Genomic DNA, 14,090 nt, shown 5'->3' with positions numbered 1-14,090 from the left:
ACTCCGCTGATTAAGGTCGCGCTGCAACGCTTGCGCCGATTCATGGCCTACGTTGGTGATTCCCTGCCGCATTCGTATTCTCAAGAGAACTTGTCATGAAAAAAAGCATGCTCACGTTGGCGCTTTCGACGCTGGTCCTGACAGCCGCACCCGATGTTTTTGCACAGAGTGCATCCGGCGACGGATCAGGGTGGTTCGTCAACGGCGGCGTCGGCCGCACCTCGCTCAAGAGCGGGCCATACGATGGGAGCGATACCGGCTACAACGTCTCCGCCGGGTATCGCTGGAACGTGCTGTTCCCATGGCTATCGATTGGTCTGGAAGCTGGCTACAACGATCTTGGCAACATCCAGGCGAAAAATCTCTTCAACGGTGACGCGATCGTCGAAGACCAGAGCCAGCTGCGTGGATGGACGGTGGGCGTGAATCAGCGCTTCGCACTCGGCGACAAGTGGTATGCCAGCATGCGTGGTGGGCTGTATGGCTGGAAGGGTCAAGGCCTGCGCAATGACACCGTGTCGGACCGCGCCGACCTGGACAAGCTGTCTTGGTATGCAGGCGCCGGCGTGGGCTACAACCTGGGCGAACACTTCAGCATCGGCGCCAACTACGACCATTACAACGCCAAGAAATTCGAAGTGGACTTGAGCACCGACATGGCGTCGGTGAATGCCGAATATCGGTTCTGACAGTCATCAGAATGTCGAGCTGCGGCGAGTCAGAAAACAGCAAACGCAGCCCGGCTCTGCAGTCGTAAGTGCAACCACATCTCACGCTCAGGGAAAGGATACGCGCGCGGCGGCGAAGCAGCACCGCGCCGCCCACAGACCTGAGTTCAAGAGCAGCGCTCCTTTGTCTGCCGCGCGAAAATCGCACGATACGACACGAGCGATCTGCCTGCTACGGCCGCCAATTCGCATTGCGTTCCCAGAACGCAACGCTGCGCCGATACGCGTCACGATCAAGCGGTGTGCCGGAGCCGCCTTCTTCCACGCCCAGTGCGTTGCGCAACATCGTGATCGGCGCCATCGGGATTTCTTCCGGTTCGGTGGTGCAGAGGCAACCGACCACGCCCCAGTCAGCGTCGATCGGCGAGCCTTCTTTCGCCAGCTGATCGCGGCTATACAAAATCGGCAAGAGATACGTGGCCACCGGCGGTTCGACACCTTCGAACCAACGCACCAGCACCGGCAATTCCTGCGTACTGCGCGCCTCGTAGCCGGAACACAGCAAGTGACGATTGTCGCCGGTGATCGGCGCGGTAAGGCAGCGGGTCGAGGTCCAGTTGCGGTGCACATGCAGCCGGCAGAACGGTGCATAGCCTTCGATCACGCGCACCGGCACGTCGTCATTGAGCCGCTGGATGAACTGCTCGGGTGTGCAGTCCTGGATGGCGTTGCCGCGACCACCGCGCGGGAACAGGCGGGTACGGGCGAACGGCGTTAGAACGATCGACATGGCAGTGTTGGAGGTGACAAAGACCGCCAGGGTAGCGTGCAGCCCTGCACGCGGCCACTCACCAGATCAGATCGTCCGGCACCTTGAACTGGCTGTAGTAGTCATCGTCGCTGTCTGTCGCTGCCGGGGCGCTGCCGCGGCCATGGTCCAGCACCACGGTGTCCGCATCGCGGCTATAAATCTTGTCGGCGGCTGCGCGTGGAATCAGCTCGAAGCCGTCGCCGTGGCGTGCGATCACCAGTGCGCCACTTGCCAACTGGCTGCGCAGCGTGGGATTGACCAGCACGCTACGGATGACGCTGCCGTCGTTGAAACGGTAGTCGATCTCGCCCTCGCGCTTGACCTTGCTGGTCTCCACGATCTGCCGGACCTGGGCCAGCACCTCCTGCCGCCGAAGTTGCACCTTGCGCTCCTCGGCCAGCGCACGATCGCGTTCGGCGCGCTCGGCCTGCAGACGCGCGGTATCCACCTTGTCCACGTCTGCCGGCGCCACCGCTGCGCCCTTGGCGTGACGCTGCTTGAGCTGCTCGCGTGCGACCTTGTCCACCTGGGCCTTCTTGACCAGGCCAGCCTTGAGCAGTTGTTCTTGCAGTGGATTGCGCATGGGAATGGATCGGCAGGTGGGTATGGGCATAGTTTAGCGGCCTGCGCGTGGTCCTGGTGCTCGGCGCGCTTACCGGGCGCATCTGCTTCATCCGCCGGCCATGCCTGGACAGCACGCGTCATCCCCATCCCCCTGCCGGCGTGCGGGGCACGTCTCTGGCGTCGTTGAGTTACCAGGCAATCCAGGCGAATACGCCATACGCCACTGTTCTCATCGCACGACAAGGTGACCTGTAGCGCACCTGTGAACTTGAAAATACGCCGTCATGGTGCGATCCACACAGTGCCTCTGCCGCGTCATCGCGTGCGGAGGATTTTATCTCCCGAATAATTTGCGCAATTTTCTTATGTTTTCAGCAACGCTCGCACTCGTGATGCGGCAACGCAGAGGGAGCGAAATATCGCAGCACCATCAATGCGCGCTCGCGTTCAACTCGCATTGATTGAAAAAAGAAATCTCGCGACTGCAACGAAGCCGCTTGTTCGCCGGACCTACGTGGGCAACTCCACGCATGCAGTGTGATCAGCACACCGCATGCGTCGCAGCTATCCCCCGATGAGGCGACGCCGCCTTGCTTCAGGCAGCGACGCCTCAGTCTCGATGAACCGTGCAGTAGACCGGAGCAATGCGATGCCTCTCTATTTCGTGCGCCATGGTGAGTCGCTCGCCAACGAACAGAACTATTTTGCCGGTGCGCAGAACTCACCGCTCACGCCGCTCGGCCGTCGCCAGGCACAGCAGGCAGCACGCTACGTGTGCCAACGCGCATTACGTTTCGACGAAGTGCATGTGTCCACATTGGAGCGTGCACAGGCCACGGCGGCCATCATCTTGGAGGGTGCGCAAGGCAACCCGCAGGTGCGCTCGAGCGCCGCCTTGGTGGAGCGCGATTTCGGCATTTTTGCCGGCAAGAACAAGACCTTGATCAAGAAGTCGATCGGCCACCGTCTCTACGACGCCTGCTTTCACGACGCTGATGGAGCGCCACCCGATGGCGAACACTGGATGGACATGTACGCGCGTTGCAAGCACTACTACGACACCGTGCTGGCACCGCTGGATCGACAAGGTAAGCAGGTCCTGGTGGTGGCGCACAAGTACATCGTCGAAGTGTTCGCGCTGATTGCCTCTGGCCTGCCGCCTGCCGAGTACATCGACTTCCGCCTGCCCAATTCGCGCCCGCTGTCGTGGGACGAACTAAAGCAAATGACCGCGCGCAGCTCCTCGCGCATGAATTATCTGGGCGAGCAGACCGAGATCCACCTGTTGCAATGGATGTTGCTCGCGGCAATCAGCGGCTTCGCACTGTCTTGCCTGGGCGTCAGTCTTCCGCATGTCGTCACCACCACCGCCATCGTCGCGCTGCTGGCAGCGAATGCCTTCTTCCTGTCGCTGCGTATCGAACCGGGCGCACTGCGCCTGACCCAAGGTCAGGAAAACATCGCGCTCAGCGTCATCAGCGTGGCACGTGCGCTGTGTGCCATGTTCCTGCTCACACACTTCCAGAACGAATGGATCCATGTGATCGGCTTGTTGCTGATCGTACCGCCGGCCTTGTCGGTACCGACCTTTTCGCTGGCGCGCGGTGGCGATTATTTTTTTGCGGCACGCTACACGCTGGTGCTGTCGATCCTGCTGCCTGTGCTGTTATTGGTGTTGTATGTGGACCATCGCGAAGTGCTGGGCAACGCGCATGCGCTGGAGCGCTTCTTCGTGGTGCTGCTGCTTGCCTTGGCGTTGCCCTGCTTGCTCGCACAGCGCTGGCGGCGTGCGCGCCCGATCGCGGCCGGCAAGCTCGCAACCAACTGGGGCTGGGTTGGCTCATTGACGATGGTGCCGATGGCCTTGCTGGTCTCGCTGCGCGCCGACGGAGCGGCGCTGGCCGATGCACTGCTGCACGGTGGCTGGCCGGCGTGGGCCGCACTGCTGCTGCCGTTTACGCTACTGATGGCATGCCGCGTGGGCAGCGCGCTCTATCTGCACGCGCACCAGGCGATGACCGGCAAGCGCATCAGTGCCGCCATCGCCTCGGACATCCATCTGCTGCAGACCTCGCCCAATATCTTTTTGTGGCTGAGCCTGTTGCTGCCCGGCACGTTTGCGCACGCGCCCACGCTGGTCGCCGGTACCTTGCTGGGCTTCTTTGCGTTTGCGCTGCTGGACGAGGCATGGGTGGTCAGGCGCTTCCGCGCGCAGATCGCACCTGCGATGCGCAAGCTTGCGCGTCGCTCCACTTCAGCCAATGGCGTGACCACGACCGCCACGGTCGGGCAGGACGAGGCGGTGCTGGACAGTCGCTGAGACATGCCGGCAGCAGAAGTGTCGACCCGAGCCGTTTGCTGCCGATTCGCTGGAATACGCTCGTGGAAACGCGCGGTCTCTGACGCAAAAAAACACCGGCCAATGGCCGGTGTTTGCAATGCTGCAGCACCCTGGAAAGCGCGACCGACTACCAGGCAAACGGCGCGGTAACCTTGCGTGCAGCCAGCAGAAACGCGTCGGCAACGTGCACGAATGGCGCGACATCCACTTCCGACTCGCCGCTGCGCACCAGCTGCACAAAGCGCCGATACAAGCCGTCGTACTCGCCGGCCGCATCCACTGCCTGCGCCTGGCCATCGATGCTGAGCCTGGCACCGCCCTCGCTGAGCATGAGCAGGCCTGCGGTGGTTTCCACCTCGATATCCCAGCGCTGATGACCGGTTTGCAGGAAGTCGAATTCGGCCGTCACCGGCACACCCGCGGTATCGACAAAGGCGAGCTTGGCGTATAGCGGTGCCTGGCGGTTTTCCGGCGTATGCAACTCGGCCTCGCGCAGCGCGAAGGGGCGTGGCAAGAGATGCGTGACGATGGACAACGCATTGATGCCGGGATCGAACACGCCCATGCCGCCCGGCTCCAGAATCCAGTCCTGCCCCGGATGCCAATGGCGAATGTCTTCTTTCCAGGTGATGTGTGCGCGCAGGATCTGCTTGTCGGCCAGCCACGCCCGCGCAGGCTCCACAGCGGCGGCACACCGCGAATGCCAGCTGGTGAACAGGCTGCGTTGCGCACGCTGCGCCACCGCACGTAGATCATCGATTTCTGCGAGCGTGGCGGCGGGGGGTTTTTCCAGGAACACATGGCGGCCAGCGCTCAGTGCGGCCTGGGCAAGCGCATGCCGCCCGACCGGTGGCGTGCACAACGCCACTGCCTCGATCTGCGGATGCGCAGCAAACGCCTCTTCCAAGGTGTGATAGGCCGGCACGCCATCGACCGTGCCGTGCCGGCTGACGGTGGCGACCAGCTGCACATCCTCGCGCGCGGCGATGGTGGGCACATGCTGGTCGCGGGCGATCTTGCCGATACCGACAAGGGCAATGCGCAATGCGTCTGGATGCTTCATCGAAACCTTCGTGCTGATGTGGAAGTGACAGCGCCGCGTCGATCGCAGGAGGCAAGCGATTGCGCGGGGCCAACGCGGCAATGGTGCAATGCAGATCCGCAGCTCTGCACGCGAGGACGCAGTGTAAAGTCAGGGTGCGGCTCGCCGCGAGACATCGCTCCTGCTTGTTTTGCTATACCTGCGTGGCGGGTGGCCGTCGCGGGAAAGGCCATTGCTGCATCGTTGCGGCGGCATCATTGCGCATTTGCAGCACGCATCGCTGGTCGCGGCCTTTACCGGGCGGCTGCATATGTTTGGATCAGAAAGCACATCCGGCGAGGCGACCTTTCTAACGGGTCGGTTGACGCAAACACCAGCAGAGACCACGATCGCCGCCGGCACGCGGATGTGCCGCCACTATTAAAGGATGACATCGATGTTGCATCACGTTTCGCTGGGCGCTGGTACGATCGAGACATCGGCGGCCTTCTACGACGCGGTGCTCGGCGCGCTCGGCTACGTGCGGGTGTGGTCCGATCTGGAGCCGGGTACGCTCGATCAAGCGGTCGGCTACGGCCGGCCCGGAGGCGGCGATAGCCTGGCGTTGAAGCAGCGCCCGGCAGCGCAATGTGCGCCGGGGGCAGGCTTCCATCTGGCATTTGCCGCAGCAAACGCCGACGCGGTAAACGCCTTTCATCTGGCCGCGCTACAGCATGGCGGCAGCTGCAACGGCGCGCCCGGCTTGCGGCCGGATTACGGCGACGATTACTACGCCGCGTTCGTCATCGACCCCGACGGGCACCACATTGAAGCGGTGGTCGACACGATGCTATGACTGCTGGTGTCTGCATGCAGTGCGGCACCGATCGCCTCGGCGCCGCACTGCACGGCAGCTGCGCAGGATCAGGGTGAGGCATGCGCCAGGAAACGGTCGAAATCGGCGATATCCAGGCTGCCCCAACCCGACGCAAAGTCCCAGCCGTTTGCGGCCACATACCCATCGCCATACAGGCCATTGGTTCCGGCCAGCACATCATGTTTGCGTTGCGCATCGCTGCGCTGGCTCGCATAGCGATAGATCTGCGGGCCGATGAAGCCAGGTTCGGATGCGATTGCAGCAGCCGCGCGACATAGCCGGCGAAGGTCGGCGTGGCAGCGCTGGTGCCCCAGACGTATCCAAGAAACTCCCGTCCTTGCGCATCGGTCAACAAGATCTCCGCGCTGCTGGAAAAAGCCCCATTGAAACTGACGTCCGGCACCGCGCGGCGTCCGGAACTCACCTATGCTGCGATCGCGGTCTTCTGCCACTGCGGCGCGTCGGCGCCCCTGCTCAGGCCGCCTTGGCTGATCTGGCGGCCCACTCCGGCATTCCACACGCGCTCCGCTGCATAGGTGCCTGCGCTACCGGTCTTGGTCTGCAGTTCCGTGGCGCCGACCGCGATTGCATATGAGTCTGAGGCAGGAAACGCGACCTGGCGCTGGTCCTGATGACCTAGCAGGCTGTCGTAGTAAGGCGCACGCGCACGCGCGCTCAATGGTTGATAGATCCCATCGTCGCCGCTGCAGATCAGGATGTTCTGTCCCTGTTTGACCGCCTTGGACACGCTGGCATCGATTGCCTGGAAGATGGTGTCGTTCACTTCGGTTTCGGACGCATAGATCGACATACTGACCACACGCGCTAGGTTGTCGTCGGCGGCACGCGCCAGGCCATCGGTCATGCTTTTCCAGGAAAGGTCCGGGATGTTGTAGATGATCAACTGCTTCAGTCCGCCGGCACTGCCGACCAGCAGCTGCGTGTCCATGTCCCATTCGCTTTCGTTGGTCTTGCTATCTGCACTGGAGCGGAAGCCCGGCGCTGACGGGTCGCCCACGGTCACTACCTTGACCGGCGTATGCAGGCCGTGCAGCGTTTGGAAGTGCTGCAGACGTAGCAGCGTGTTTTCCAGATTGCCGGACGCGATAATGGCACCGACGACGCTGCTGGCAGGTGCAAGCGCATTCGCGCCATAGGCGCTACCGAGCTCTTCCACGTTATGCCGCACCACTTCCGAGGCGCTTGTGCTGGGTGCTTGTATGCGGTGCCTGATCGACAGCGACACGCGTATCGGCGGGCACCATCGAGCGGTGGGTCAATCTGGCAGCACTGCGGTTATCCAACCCCACCACACCCTGCACGATGGGCCGCAATGCGGCAGGAAGCGCGATCGCATCCTGATTGAAGTACACCGCACGCCCATCGACGCTGGCCGTACGCAGCGTCGTCGCGAATGCCGACTGCAGCGCCGCCGCTGTGCCGCTGGCCTGCAACACGTGGCCGTCGGATACGACCTGCACATCGGTGATGCCATACCTGCGCAGGTAGTCCTTGACCTGGGCGATGTCACCGGTAGCAGACGCGGCGCTCTTGTTCAGCGTGCCACGCAGCAGCGGGTCGGCCGCATCGCGCATCAGCCATTGATCGATCGCCGCGTGCTGCGTGGCCGCATCCGTGCGCGGCTTGAGCACGAGACTGATCTGCAGAACGCGCTCCGGCGCCATCGGCGCACTGGCGCTGACCGCTGGCAGCTGACCAGATGCAGGCAGTTCAGATGTCGCCGCATGCGCAGTACCCGTACTGCACACCATCACGGTGGATGCCAGCACTGCCACGCCCAAAGAGGTCCGCATCATTGATTCCTTCGCTGTCGAGAGTGAGTACACCTTCCGCCGATTGTTACGACCAGGTATGACCATTCACTCTGCACAATGCGAAGTTGCTCGGCGTTTAGCGAGGACGCGGAGCGCATCTCCCTGACACGCACGCGCATGCCGGCAGGCGACCGCGCGTAGTCACATCTCCAGCACCACCTTGCCCAGGTGGCTGCCCTGCTCCAGATAGCGGTGCGCCGCAGCGGCCTCGCTCAGCGGGAAGCGCTTGTCCAGCAGCACGCGCAGCTTGCCCTGCGCGATCCACGGCCACACCACGCGCTCCACTTCCGCCGCAAGACGCGCCTTTTCGTCGGCACTGCGCGGGCGCAGCGTCGAGCCGGTGAGGATCGCCTGCTTGCGCATCAGCAGCGGAATCGGTACCTCGATGGTCGAACCGGCCTGCGAGGCGATGTAGACGATGCGCCCGCGCGGATTGAGCGCCTCCAGGGTATCGGCGAACACCGCCGCGCCCACCATGTCGAGCGACACATCCACACCGCCGTGCGCCTTGGCCACGGCGACAAATGACGCGGCAGTGGAGTCGATCGCCACATCGGCGCCCAGTTCGCGCGCCTGTGCCGCCTTGCCCGCCGAGCGTGCGGTAGCCAATACATGCGCGCCGGCGGCCTTGGCCATCTGGATCGCGGTGACGCCGATCCCGGAGGTGGCGCCATGCAGCAACAGCCACTCGCCGGCCGCGAGCCGGCCGTGCTCGAACAGGTTGGCGTAGGCGGTAAAGATGGTTTCCGGTAATGCGGCGGCGTGCACCAGATCCATTCCGGCCGGAATCGGCAGCACATGGCGCGCGTCGACCGCTGCGTACTGCGCGTAACCGCCGCCGCCCAGCAATGCACACACGCGATCGCCCACTTTCCAGCGACCGGCCGGCTCCACGATTTCACCTGCGATTTCCAGCCCAAGCGTCTCCGGCGCGCCGGGCGGCGGCGGATAGTGACCGGCACGCTGCAGCAGATCGGGACGATTGATGCCGGCGGCGTGCACGCGGATCAGCACGTGCCCCGGCGCGGGACGCGGGCGCGGTTGCTCGCTGACATACAGCGCATCCGCATCGCCCTTGCCATCGCGGATGGCGATGGCGGTCATCGTGGTGTCGCTCATGCAAGGCGCTCCGTTGAAAGTGCGTCCAGTGTAGGCATGCAGGCGTCAACGTCTGGCGCAGGTGGGCAGCGATGCTGCGCAGCGCAAGACCCCACCAATCGCCACGCGCGCCTGCACTGACGCAGACGCGCATGGCACGTATCACTCCTCGCTGGGAGCGACGCCCTGGTCGATGTACTGGCGAATCGCCTCGAACACCTTCGATGTGCCGTCGTCCTGCCCGGACGGCAGGCGCGCAGCGAAGTCGCTCAGCAACTTGTCGCCATCCACACCGGGTTGCTCGGCCAGGGCGAGCGCCAGGTCGCCGACGCTGCGCGCCAACGCGACCCAGATGCGGCCCAACGATTCGGCGATGACATCCATTTCCTCTTCTTGCATGTTGCGCTCCGATCAAGTGGCGTGGGGTCTGGAAGCTTACCGCGTGCGCTAGCTAGTGATGCCCTCGCGCAAGCAGCCGCAACCATGCGGATATCACGCCTGCACCCCGATGCCCACATAATGGCGAACGCGAAAATCGGGACGCCCGCAACCAAATATGCATTCATCGCGATGAAGCGATATTATGCCCGCACGCTCTGCCGGACCCGCCGCGATGACGCATCTCAGTTTCGAGTTCTACCCGCCCAAGACCGACGACCAGCGCGCGCAGCTGGACCGCACCGCGGCCAGGTTGAAGGGCTACGCGCCGGAGTACGTGTCGTGCACCTTCGGTGCCGGCGGCTCCACGCTCAGCTACACCTCCGAGACGGTGCGTCACCTCAAGCAGAAGCATGGCTTCGAAGCCGCCCCGCATCTGTCCTGCGTCGGCGGCAGCCGCGAGGAAATCCGCGAACTGCTCAAACTCTATCGCGCGATCGGCTGCACCCGCATCGTCGCGCTGCGCGGCGATCTGCCTTCGGGCATGGGCCATCCGGGCGACCTGCGCTATGCCTCCGACCTGATTGCCTTCATCCGCGCCGAACATGGCGATGCATTCCGCATCGAAGTCGGCGCGTATCCGGAAACCCATCCGCAGGCGACCGATGCGCTGAGCGATCTACGTTACTTCAAGGCCAAGGTGGATGCCGGCGCCGATGCGGCGATCACCCAGTACTTCTACAACGCTGATGCGTACTTTCATTTCCGCGACACGGTGCAGCGCATGGGCGTGGAGATCCCGATCATCCCCGGCATCATGCCGATCTCCAATTTCTCGCAGCTGCGGCGTTTTTCCGAGCAATGCGGCGCGGAGATTCCGCGCTGGATCGGCAAGAAGATGCAGTCCTACGGCGACGATGCCGATGCGGTGCGCGCCTTCGGTGCGGAAGTGGTGGCCACGGTGTGCGAACGCCTGATCGCCGGCGGCGCGCCGGCCCTGCACTTCTACACGCTCAACCTGGCCAAGCCGACCACGCAGGTGTTGCAACTGCTCGGGCGCTGAGTGCGGGCTTTGCGCGCGCATGCGCTGCCGGCGCGCGTTTGGCCGGCCTCGTATCACAACCACAACACGTCGCACACCGACGCGCAGGTCCTGATGCGCACGCGTGCTGCCGAGGTTGAACGCGTGACCGGCCGGTATCGCACGCACACCTGCGCGCGCACGCATCTCGCCAGCTCACACGCCCCCCGCTACGCTGCGCCGATGCCTCGCCTCCTGCTGCCTTTGTTGCTGTTGTTCTGCCTCGGCTCCGCCACGCGTGTGCAGGCGCAGGAGATCCGCCGCTGCGTCACGCCGGATGGGCAGACCATGTTCACCGACCGCCGCTGCGAAGACGTCGGCGCCGCTTCGCGTCCGCCACCGGCCACTCGCACGCAGGGCAACACCGGCCTGTATCGCTACGGCTGCCCGCGTCGGCTGAGCGAACTGGTGTCATTGCTGCAACTGGCGGTGGACAGCCGCGACGTCAACCGGCTCTCCAGCCTCTACCTGTGGAGCGGGCAATCCGATGCCGCTGCCAACCAGGTCTTGAGCCGTCTGGAAGCGATCGTGCAACGCCCGTTGCTGGATATCGTCCCGATGTATCCGCAAAGCGAGACACCAACCTGGGAAGCCGAGGCCGGCAGCACAGCCACAGCCGCTCCATCGTTGGACGGCAGCGCCATCGACGCCCCGCTTCCCGCAACTCCAAGCCGCCCACGACCGTGGGGCCTGCGCCTGGAACAGAACCTCCCCAGCGGCACGCCCGCACGCAGCGTGCTGCGCCTGCGCCGGCAGTACAACTGCTTCTGGGTGACGTTCTAAAGCCGCTCACAAACGACTGTACTCATCGCCGGGCAGTCGCCGCCAGCGCTCGGAATCGGCATCTACCGCGCTGCGATGCCCTCCACACCTGCCTGACGACTGCTCGCAAATGGCAGCGGGATTGCATCGGTCTATCGCACGCGTGGGCTGCCATGACCGTCTCTGCTTCGAGCAGCCCTCTCAAATGACGTTGCCCGCACGTAGGCACACAGCTCGCCAAACGCTTTCAGACTAAGCAGCAAACCGACGCATGATCTCTGCAACCGCTTGCTCCGGACTCAGCACCGCGCTGTCGATCACCCAATGCGGCTCGGTCCAGGCCACATAGTCATGCGTGAGTACGGACGACCACTCAGGCGCGCGAAGTCCGGGGATTTCGCTGTGCCGCGATTCCACGCGCTGCCGATGAACGTCGCGATCGCGGCACACCACTTCGATCTCCAGCAGCCGGCTTTGTGTGCGACGCGCCACATCGCGCCACGCCTCGCGGGTGACCGGCAAGGGATTGACGCTATCGGCAACCACCACCTGGCGTTGGCGCAGATTCGCCTCTGCAATGGCGTAGGCAATCAGATAGCCGGCTGGCCCGACGTCGTGGGCGAGTGCACCGCTGTCGCGCAGCGCTTGCTCGATGCTGTCGATGCGTAGATACATCGCATTGCAGTGCGTGAGCAGCAGCTGCGCAATGGAACTCTTGCCGACGCCTGGCAATCCGCCGAACACCACCAGGGTCGCTGACTGCACCGTCACTGCGGCCAGAGCGAGCGAATCGCCGCAATGCCTTGCGCACCATGCGAGCGTGCTTCGCGCAGGTCGTCGATCTGCATGCCGCCGAGTGCGTAGATCGGTAGCGAGACCTGCTCGCGCAAGGTTTCGAAACCGTCCCATCCCAACGGTGTCGCACCCGGATGCGAGGTCGTCGTCTGCACCGGACCCAGTACCGCAAAATCGCAGCCGAGCCGTTGTGCGTGACGCAGATCTTCCAATCCGTGGCACGAGGCGGCAACCAGCTGTTCGGCCGGCAGCGGGCGCTGTTGCAGTGCGGCCAATTGCTCCGATCCCAGATGCACACCGATGCCGAGTTCGCCGGCCAGCGCGATGTCGCGATTGAGCAGCAGCTGCGCGCGCGCACGACCACGCAGGCGCATCACCTGTTGCAGCAATGCCTGCCAGCGCGCGGGCTCGGCCTGGCGCGCACGCAACTGGATCCGCGTAACGCCCTCTTGCAGCGCACGCTCCAGACCTTCCAGCCACAGCATCTCGTCATCGGGTTCGGGCGTGATCAGATAGCGGTCGGGCTGGCGCAGCACACCCACTACCGGCACGTCGGCCGGCGGCATCGAATAGCGGGTCAGCTTGTCTGCGGCCACCCAGGTCATCGCCTGGCCTTCGCGCCCGCGCGGGCTGCCTTTCCATGCAGTGATGTGGCGCACTTCCAGGCGTAGCCGCTTGTCCGGGTACAACTGCGGCACATCCATCAGCCACTTGCCCACCTGCGCTTCGATACCGAGCTCTTCGTTGAGTTCGCGCACCAGTGCCTGTTCGGAGGTTTCGCCGGGTTCGCGCTTGCCGCCGGGAAACTCCCACAGGCCGGGCATGTCACGGGTTTCGGTACGGCGGGTCAGCAGGATGCGGCCGCGGGGGTCGGTGATCACGCCTGCAACGACGTGGATGGATCTCAGAGAATCGGGCATAGACACAAGAGTGCCGCGAGTGAGCGGTTCAGTGCAATCGCTTGAGCGCGGGGATTAGGGATTAGGGATTAGGGATTGGTCAAAGCGCAGCATATGTGCTTCTGCCAATCCCGAATCCCCAATCTCCAATCCCGGCCCTACAGCGGATGTCCTATGCGCCACAGCACTCCGCTGGGATCGTGCAAGGTGAAATCGCGTGCGCCCCATGGCCGATCTTCCGGCGCGCTGCAGGTCACCCCGAACTGCTCGCCCAGCCCGGTGTCGTGCACGTGCTGCCACCAGCTGTCGGCGTCGTCCACCCACAGGTGCAGCATCAGGTTCTCGGCCAGCTCGCGCAGATAGAAATCCTGCAACAAAAACGCGCAATGCGTGCCATGCCGGAAGCAGGTCACGTTGCCCACCTCGTCTTCCTGCACAAAGCCCAGTGCGCGATAGAAGCGCTGCGACAACGCGTAGTCGCGCGCAGGCACGAACACCTTCAGTTGCTGGCTCGACAGCTGCGCCATAACCGCACTCCCCGCAGGACGTGCAATGAGCATACGCCCCGCAGTCATACAGTCACGCAAGGCGGAGCATGTTTCTATGCGGACGGCACAGTCGGCGCCACAAAAGATGTAAAAGCGTGCGATGTATGGGCGTAAAGCGGACTTGCCGCGCTGACGCTCACGGGGTAGAGCCCGCCAAGCGTGCCCTCCTCGCCCCTCAGCCGTGCTTTCCAAACAAACGCCACCGACTCTGCAAGCAACGCTCTTGATGGCTAGTTCGCCAAACGCAAAGGGAATCGGGGGGACAGGGCCTTGCACCCAGCCTCCGACATTCAATCCCGCTGTCCAAACAATTCCCGCTTCTCAACAAGCCCCACGAATCCCCTCGTCAGTAGAGCCCCCTTGGTAAGGGGGCGCGCCAAAGGCGCGGGGATCGGAGGAATACCGTGCACCC

General features: G+C 63.7%; 13 protein-coding genes and 1 pseudogene. 5 read left to right on the top strand and 9 right to left on the bottom strand.

The window, feature by feature from the left end; all coding sequences use genetic code 11:
* Positions 1-95: 95 nt before the first annotated feature.
* Positions 96-689, top strand: a complete 594-nt coding sequence (locus NYR97_RS13310; protein WP_316693747.1) for a porin family protein — start codon at positions 96-98, stop codon at positions 687-689.
* Positions 690-900: 211 nt separating this feature from the next.
* Here NYR97_RS13310 and NYR97_RS13305 read toward each other — a convergent pair whose 3' ends face one another.
* A complete protein-coding gene (locus NYR97_RS13305) occupies positions 901-1,458 on the bottom strand; it encodes a DUF3228 family protein (protein ID WP_316693745.1) in 558 nt (185 codons plus the stop codon).
* Positions 1,459-1,516: 58 nt separating this feature from the next.
* Positions 1,517-2,062 carry a DUF2058 domain-containing protein gene (locus tag NYR97_RS13300; RefSeq protein WP_316693744.1) on the bottom strand — a complete coding sequence of 182 codons (546 nt, stop codon included), beginning with the start codon at positions 2,060-2,062 and terminating at the stop codon, positions 1,517-1,519.
* A 630-nt stretch (positions 2,063-2,692) separates the two neighbouring features.
* Between NYR97_RS13300 and NYR97_RS13295 the strand changes: the two genes are divergently transcribed.
* Entirely contained in the window at positions 2,693-4,363 is a 1,671-nt protein-coding gene (locus tag NYR97_RS13295) for a histidine phosphatase family protein (protein ID WP_316693743.1), read from the top strand.
* A 148-nt stretch (positions 4,364-4,511) separates the two neighbouring features.
* Here NYR97_RS13295 and NYR97_RS13290 read toward each other — a convergent pair whose 3' ends face one another.
* Entirely contained in the window at positions 4,512-5,447 is a 936-nt protein-coding gene (locus NYR97_RS13290; RefSeq protein ID WP_205392396.1) for a Gfo/Idh/MocA family protein, read from the bottom strand.
* 415 nt (positions 5,448-5,862) lie between these two features.
* Here NYR97_RS13290 and NYR97_RS13285 point away from each other — a divergent pair, with 415 nt between their 5' ends.
* Positions 5,863-6,261 carry a VOC family protein gene (locus tag NYR97_RS13285; protein WP_316693738.1) on the top strand — a complete coding sequence of 133 codons (399 nt, stop codon included), beginning with the start codon at positions 5,863-5,865 and terminating at the stop codon, positions 6,259-6,261.
* A 68-nt stretch (positions 6,262-6,329) separates the two neighbouring features.
* Here the strand turns inward: NYR97_RS13285 and NYR97_RS13280 are convergent.
* From NYR97_RS13280 to NYR97_RS13270, 3 genes and pseudogenes are all read right to left on the bottom strand, one after another.
* Positions 6,330-8,099, bottom strand: a pseudogene (locus tag NYR97_RS13280) (S53 family peptidase).
* Positions 8,100-8,258: 159 nt separating this feature from the next.
* On the bottom strand, positions 8,259-9,236 hold the full coding sequence (locus NYR97_RS13275; protein WP_316693736.1) for an NAD(P)H-quinone oxidoreductase: 978 nt from the start codon (positions 9,234-9,236) through the stop codon (positions 8,259-8,261).
* 141 nt (positions 9,237-9,377) lie between these two features.
* Positions 9,378-9,614, bottom strand: coding sequence for a hypothetical protein (locus tag NYR97_RS13270; RefSeq protein WP_023903043.1), 237 nt, complete (start codon positions 9,612-9,614; stop codon positions 9,378-9,380).
* Positions 9,615-9,828: 214 nt separating this feature from the next.
* On the opposite strand from NYR97_RS13270, the gene metF reads away from it, so the two are divergent.
* The gene (gene metF / locus NYR97_RS13265; RefSeq protein WP_023903044.1) at positions 9,829-10,656 is read left to right on the top strand and encodes a methylenetetrahydrofolate reductase [NAD(P)H]; all 828 of its coding nucleotides are present in this window, start codon (positions 9,829-9,831) and stop codon (positions 10,654-10,656) included.
* Between the two features lie 201 nt (positions 10,657-10,857).
* Entirely contained in the window at positions 10,858-11,457 is a 600-nt protein-coding gene (locus tag NYR97_RS13260) for a hypothetical protein (RefSeq protein WP_316693733.1), read from the top strand.
* A gap of 231 nt (positions 11,458-11,688) precedes the next feature.
* Here NYR97_RS13260 and NYR97_RS13255 read toward each other — a convergent pair whose 3' ends face one another.
* The 3 genes from NYR97_RS13255 to NYR97_RS13245 form a co-directional block, all read right to left on the bottom strand.
* The gene (locus NYR97_RS13255) at positions 11,689-12,201 is read right to left on the bottom strand and encodes a P-loop nucleotide/nucleoside kinase family protein (protein ID WP_316693731.1); all 513 of its coding nucleotides are present in this window, start codon (positions 12,199-12,201) and stop codon (positions 11,689-11,691) included.
* A 2-nt stretch (positions 12,202-12,203) separates the two neighbouring features.
* Positions 12,204-13,151, bottom strand: coding sequence for a Nudix family hydrolase (locus NYR97_RS13250; protein WP_316693730.1), 948 nt, complete (start codon positions 13,149-13,151; stop codon positions 12,204-12,206).
* 137 nt (positions 13,152-13,288) lie between these two features.
* Complete coding sequence (locus NYR97_RS13245) at positions 13,289-13,657, bottom strand: VOC family protein (protein WP_205392401.1); 369 nt, start codon at positions 13,655-13,657, stop codon at positions 13,289-13,291.
* Positions 13,658-14,090: the final 433 nt, after the last annotated feature.

Source organism: Xanthomonas hydrangeae (assembly GCF_032697525.1).
GTDB classification, from domain to species: Bacteria; Pseudomonadota; Gammaproteobacteria; order Xanthomonadales; family Xanthomonadaceae; genus Xanthomonas; species Xanthomonas hydrangeae.
This window is presented reverse-complemented; position numbering and strand designations above follow the sequence as displayed.

Coding starts and splice junctions, on each gene's coding strand:
- NYR97_RS13310 (WP_316693747.1), top strand. CDS start 96: ATGAAAAAAAGCATGCTCACGTTGGCGCTTTCGACGCTGGTCCTGACA.
- NYR97_RS13305 (WP_316693745.1), bottom strand. CDS start 1,458: ATGTCGATCGTTCTAACGCCGTTCGCCCGTACCCGCCTGTTCCCGCGC.
- NYR97_RS13300 (WP_316693744.1), bottom strand. CDS start 2,062: ATGCGCAATCCACTGCAAGAACAACTGCTCAAGGCTGGCCTGGTCAAG.
- NYR97_RS13295 (WP_316693743.1), top strand. CDS start 2,693: ATGCCTCTCTATTTCGTGCGCCATGGTGAGTCGCTCGCCAACGAACAG.
- NYR97_RS13290 (WP_205392396.1), bottom strand. CDS start 5,447: ATGAAGCATCCAGACGCATTGCGCATTGCCCTTGTCGGTATCGGCAAG.
- NYR97_RS13285 (WP_316693738.1), top strand. CDS start 5,863: ATGTTGCATCACGTTTCGCTGGGCGCTGGTACGATCGAGACATCGGCG.
- NYR97_RS13275 (WP_316693736.1), bottom strand. CDS start 9,236: ATGAGCGACACCACGATGACCGCCATCGCCATCCGCGATGGCAAGGGC.
- NYR97_RS13270 (WP_023903043.1), bottom strand. CDS start 9,614: ATGCAAGAAGAGGAAATGGATGTCATCGCCGAATCGTTGGGCCGCATC.
- metF (WP_023903044.1), top strand. CDS start 9,829: ATGACGCATCTCAGTTTCGAGTTCTACCCGCCCAAGACCGACGACCAG.
- NYR97_RS13260 (WP_316693733.1), top strand. CDS start 10,858: ATGCCTCGCCTCCTGCTGCCTTTGTTGCTGTTGTTCTGCCTCGGCTCC.
- NYR97_RS13250 (WP_316693730.1), bottom strand. CDS start 13,151: ATGCCCGATTCTCTGAGATCCATCCACGTCGTTGCAGGCGTGATCACC.
- NYR97_RS13245 (WP_205392401.1), bottom strand. CDS start 13,657: ATGGCGCAGCTGTCGAGCCAGCAACTGAAGGTGTTCGTGCCTGCGCGC.